Origin of the sequence: Daejeonella sp., assembly GCF_030684675.1 — a bacterium.
Lineage (GTDB): Bacteria > Bacteroidota > Bacteroidia > Sphingobacteriales > Sphingobacteriaceae > Daejeonella.
Map to the genome: position 1 here is coordinate 1 of NZ_JAUXXZ010000012.1, position 3043 is coordinate 3043.

General features: G+C 38.2%; 3 protein-coding genes. 2 read left to right on the plus strand and 1 reads right to left on the minus strand.

The window, feature by feature from the left end:
* Nucleotides 1–306: 306 nt before the first annotated feature.
* Nucleotides 307–1272: a TIGR01212 family radical SAM protein gene (locus Q8M41_RS01985; RefSeq protein WP_304759941.1), complete on the minus strand. Its 966-nt coding sequence runs from the start codon at nt 1270–1272 to the stop codon at nt 307–309.
* Between the two features lie 52 nt (nt 1273–1324).
* Between Q8M41_RS01985 and corA the strand changes: the two genes are divergently transcribed.
* A complete protein-coding gene (gene corA, locus Q8M41_RS01990; protein WP_305363564.1) occupies nt 1325–2278 on the plus strand; it encodes a magnesium/cobalt transporter CorA in 954 nt (317 codons plus the stop codon).
* Between the two features lie 106 nt (nt 2279–2384).
* Nucleotides 2385–2615, plus strand: coding sequence for a hypothetical protein (locus Q8M41_RS01995; protein WP_305363565.1), 231 nt, complete (start codon nt 2385–2387; stop codon nt 2613–2615).
* Nucleotides 2616–3043: the final 428 nt, after the last annotated feature.

Below are 3043 nucleotides of genomic sequence, written 5' to 3' on the forward strand. Positions count from 1 at the left end.
GAATAATATAAAATTCAAGCTGATCTTAAGGATGTTCGCACTGATTAAAAGAGGGGAATCATATGTGGAAAATTACGAGAGAGCAGCATGATAGAATCTATTTTAAATTAAATTTGGAGATAAGTTAAACCTAGAATACCACGAAAGTGGGAACCTCCCAATCCTTAAATAATGACATTGGGGTCGAGCCTTCCATAACATTCGATTGGTGCGTGTTCCAGCTCGGAGGCCGGAATTGGGGTATTCGAAAATCGATCCTTAAGAAAGATTGGTATAGAATCGAAATAAGTGGATGGTGTATTAAGATCATACGACCAAAAGAGGAGCCACTTTATATGCACTCCCCTGCACAACTCCTTTGGCTTCAAGTCGCTTATCGATATAACTCTGGATCTGAGATTTTTTCATTCCCCAGTTTGGAGCGATGAGCAAATCGAAATCGGCGAGGCCAAATAGCCTTTGAAGAACAATATCAGGTCTCAATAAAGGAATAAACTCAGCTATAAAGTCAGTGTATTCATCAATTGTAAATACTTTAAAAGGATCACGGGCATATCTTGAACCCATAATTGAGCCCTTTACTATATGAAGATGATGTAGTTTAACGAATTTGATTTGAGAGTATCTGTTGATCTCATCCGCATAACGCAACATCATTTCATGGGTTTCCCATGGGAAGCCAAAAATGGTATGAACACAGATATCAATCTTTGTGTTTTCTGCCAATTGAATTGCATTCAGGAATTCCTGGTGGGTACATGCCCTGTTGATTTTCAGAAGCGTATCATCATAGATCGATTCCATCCCCATTTCCAGATCAACATCAAATCTGTCGGCATAACTTTCAAGCAATGCCAATTTTTCAAAATCAATACAATCAGGGCGGGTTCCAACTGATAATCCGACAATACTCTCTGTATTGATACTCAGAGCCTCATCATAAAGCATTTTGAGATAGTGGGTTGGAGCATAAGTATTGGTATTGGGCTGAAAATAGATAATAAACTTTTCAGCTCTGTAATTTTTATAGGCCCTTTCCATTCCCTGTTCGATCTGTTCGCGAATGGTTGGAAGCTTCCGGGAAAGTTCGGGAGTGAAAGAATCTACGTTACAATAGGTGCATCCCCCGTAACCTTTGCTCCCATCGCGGTTTGGACAGGTAAATCCGGCATCAGCAATAATCTTATATACGCGCTGCCCATCATACTTATTTTTAAGATAAGCGCCATAATGATTATAATTCTTGTATCCGTAATCTAAAGGTGTTCCCAAAACTTTATTTTTGCAAAGATACAAAATTCAATCTTACCCTTAAACTCAGGCTATGCTGCGGATATATTATAAGAAAGATAAACGACTGGCGAAAGAAAGCGACATCAGCTTATTGCGTACAATCCCGCTTAATGACCTGGTATGGGTAGATCTGCAAAATTCTACCGTTGAGGAGAAAGTAACGATCGAAACCTATTTTGATATTAAATACTCTTCGGTTGAAGAATCATCTGAGATTGAAAGCTCTTCAAGATTTAATGAACTGGATGATGAACTGATCATCAACTCCAATTTTCTATCTCCAAAACTGCAGGAATTTGATTATTGTCCGGTATCCATCATCTTGGAAAAGGGAATTCTATTTACCTACCGGGATGACGATTTGAAAACCTTCGGAGAATCTGTCAAAAAAATCAAATCAAATCCGGGTTCATTTACTAACGGATATCATATCCTGCTCACGATTCTTGAAACAGGAATTGAACAGGATGCCGACATTATTGAAGGTCTCGCGAAAGACATTGCCGACCTGAATAAAAAATTAACACTGAATAGAAAACGTTCAGACGAAGAGATCCTTTTAAAAATTGCCTCCTTTCAAAACTATAATATTCTGATGCGGGAAAACATAGTGGACAAGCAGCGTTTGGTATCATCCCTGATGAAAAGCAGTCTCTTTCCCGAAGAATATATGCCTGTTCTGAGGATCATGATGAAGGATATTGGTTCATTGATTGAGCACAATAAATTTGCTTTCGAACGATTGGAATACCTTCAGGACACATTTATGGGTCTTGTTAACATTGAGCAAAATCGAATCATTAAAATTTTTACAGTAGCGACTGTTGCCTTTATGCCTCCGACATTGATTGCAAGTGTCTATGGCATGAATTTTAAAATTATGCCGGAACTTGAATGGGATTACGGCTACCTTTTTGCCACTGCACTTATGGTTCTGTCATCGGTACTTACCCTGATCTTTTTCAAAAAGAAAAACTGGTTGTAATCAAGGTCATTTTTTACCAGAATACTTATTCGTACCTTGTATACAAGGCAAAATGAAAATTCTTGCAATAGCTTAATAAAACCAGGAGGGTATTATGAAAACACCGATGAAAAACAAATCCAATGAAAACCAGCAGGGTAGTTCAAAAGGAAATCAATCGATCCATGCTCAAAAGGAAGCTCTGAAATCAAGGGGTATTTCAAACAGCGGAGGCCAGATGTCTTATCAAACTGACAATAAACAGGCTACAGTGAATAAAGGGAATGAAAACTCCATGGTTCAGGGTAAAACCAAAGCACCAAAAATGCCGAGTAAGCATAGTCCTAAGAAGGGTTAAAATAATACATTAGGGCTTTTGAGAGCATAAAGGAAGGCTTTCATATTTAAGCATCACAATTCAAATGACCCGGAAAGGGTCAAATGTTTATAGCAATTGTTGATACGGAAATCCCGACCCCGAAGGTGGGCGTATGTATCAGAATTCTACAATTGCAATCTCTGAATTGATGATTGTCCTTCTATTTAGAATTTTATCTCTGACCATGAAGGGATCAAATGTTTATAGCATGGGATTCTGGAATCCTGACCCTGAAGGGGTCAAATGTTTATAGAATGCGAATGCGGAAATCCCGACCCCGATTTCTATGATCTATGCAACTAATCTTTGATAATTTTTTTCATAGGGTCGGTTATTGTTGACACATGCAAAAATCCGGTGGATTAACTTGTTTCTAACTGCATTCAGCGTACTCATTTTATTCTTAT